Raw genomic sequence first — 1,053 nt, 5'->3', positions numbered from 1 at the left:
TAAAGCGTGTCGCATCTATTCAGCCTCATATCCTGCTGCCTTGAAGAAGTTTCGGCATTCGGTGACGGAGAAGAGTGTGATGATGTCGCCGAGCGCTTTGGTTATTGTATCGAAGCTTCGAGCGGCCCGCTTTCGCAGGAGTGACTTGAGTTTCGAGAATGCCATTTCGATAGGGTTCAGGTCCGGCGAATAGGGCGGCAGGAAGAGAAGCCTTGCGCCTTTTGTCTTGAGCAACTGTTCTGCCCTTTCGCTTTTGTGGAAGCCGACATTGTCGAGGATGACGACGTCGCCGGGCGATAGTGTCGGCATAAGTTGTGTCTCGATCCAGGTTTCGAAGATGCGACTGTTCATTGGAGCATCGACGATCCATGGTGCGGTCAGGCCATGGCAGCGCAGACCGGCAATGAAGGTCTGCGTCTTCCATTTCCCGAAGGGAGCATAGGCGGCAAAGCGACTGCCTTTGGCAGACCACCCGGTGCGTTTTGTCAGGCGCGTGTTAGTCGACGTCTCATCGATAAAGATGAGCCGCGACAAGGCCTTGTTGAAGAACCGCTTTCGGCGGTTGATCCAAAGGTCACGAGCCTTGGCGATCTCCGGCCTGCGCTGCTCGCTTGCCTTGAGACTTTTTTTTATTGCTTAGTCCGAGCCGGTGCAAAAACCGCCCGACCGTAGCGCGATGGATTTCAATGCCGCGCTCCGCGAGTGCAACGCACAGCTCATCCAAAGTCGTTTCGCCATGCGCGGACATCCGCTCGCGAACCCAATCAGCATGACCCATAAGCTTCGCGCCACCAGGCGGGTGGCCCTGCTTGGCGGCGGCGAGAGAACCGGATGACCGATGCAGGATCATCATGTTATTGACGAACCGAGGCGAAACCCGGAAATGCCGAGCGGCTTCACGGTTGCTATGCCCTTCATTTACAAACGCAACGACACGCTCACGCAACTCCATCGGATGCGGCTTGCCCATGGTGTGGCTCCTTCCATGGGCAAAAAGAATCACGGATCAACTGATTTGGAAATCCCGAATCTGGTTTGGCGCGACACGCTTTA

General features: G+C 55.7%; 2 protein-coding genes. Both read right to left on the bottom strand.

Translation table 11 applies throughout. From position 1 onward, the window contains the following. Positions 1 to 15: 15 nt before the first annotated feature. A complete protein-coding gene (locus tag ACODTZ_RS36110; protein WP_489032115.1) occupies positions 16 to 534 on the bottom strand; it encodes an IS630 family transposase in 519 nt (172 codons plus the stop codon). A gap of 40 nt (positions 535 to 574) precedes the next feature. Next, positions 575 to 970, bottom strand: coding sequence for a winged helix-turn-helix domain-containing protein (locus tag ACODTZ_RS36105; protein WP_489032113.1), 396 nt, complete (start codon positions 968 to 970; stop codon positions 575 to 577). Between the last annotated feature and the right edge of the window lie 83 nt (positions 971 to 1,053).

The sequence above is a fragment of the Rhizobium sp. FG113 genome (assembly GCF_057809895.1).
Note: the sequence above shows the minus strand (reverse complement) of the source record. Positions and strands in the feature narration are given on the sequence as shown.